The organism is Verrucosispora sp. ts21, from assembly GCF_002879555.1.
Classification (GTDB): Bacteria; Actinomycetota; Actinomycetes; order Mycobacteriales; family Micromonosporaceae; genus Micromonospora; species Micromonospora gifhornensis.
Genome location: NZ_PNOZ01000213.1, coordinates 1 through 278, shown reverse-complemented (window position 1 = coordinate 278; position 278 = coordinate 1). Strand labels below are relative to the sequence as shown.

Below are 278 nucleotides of genomic sequence, written 5' to 3'. Positions count from 1 at the left end.
CCTTTCCCCACAAGTTTTTAAAATCACTGTTATTAACAATTACAGTATTAGTATTTTTTATATCTGCATTTATAATTCCACCTTTTAAATTACCTAGTATATTAAAGCTACTTACTTCACCTTCAATATTTAGATTTAAAATCTTTTGATGCTTAAAAGGAAGTTCTGTTTTCATATTAGCTATATTACTATTGAAATCATAGGTATATACTACCACTTCTCCATTTTTTAAAGTTAAAGGTTTTCTGTTATACTGCTTTGCAAGCTCATTAAAGCTA

General features: G+C 26.3%; 1 protein-coding gene. It reads right to left on the bottom strand.

What is annotated here, in order from left to right; genetic code table 11:
• Window positions 1-278 (bottom strand): hypothetical protein (locus C1A38_RS32715; protein ID WP_199180387.1); only part of this gene is annotated, 278 nt, incomplete at both ends.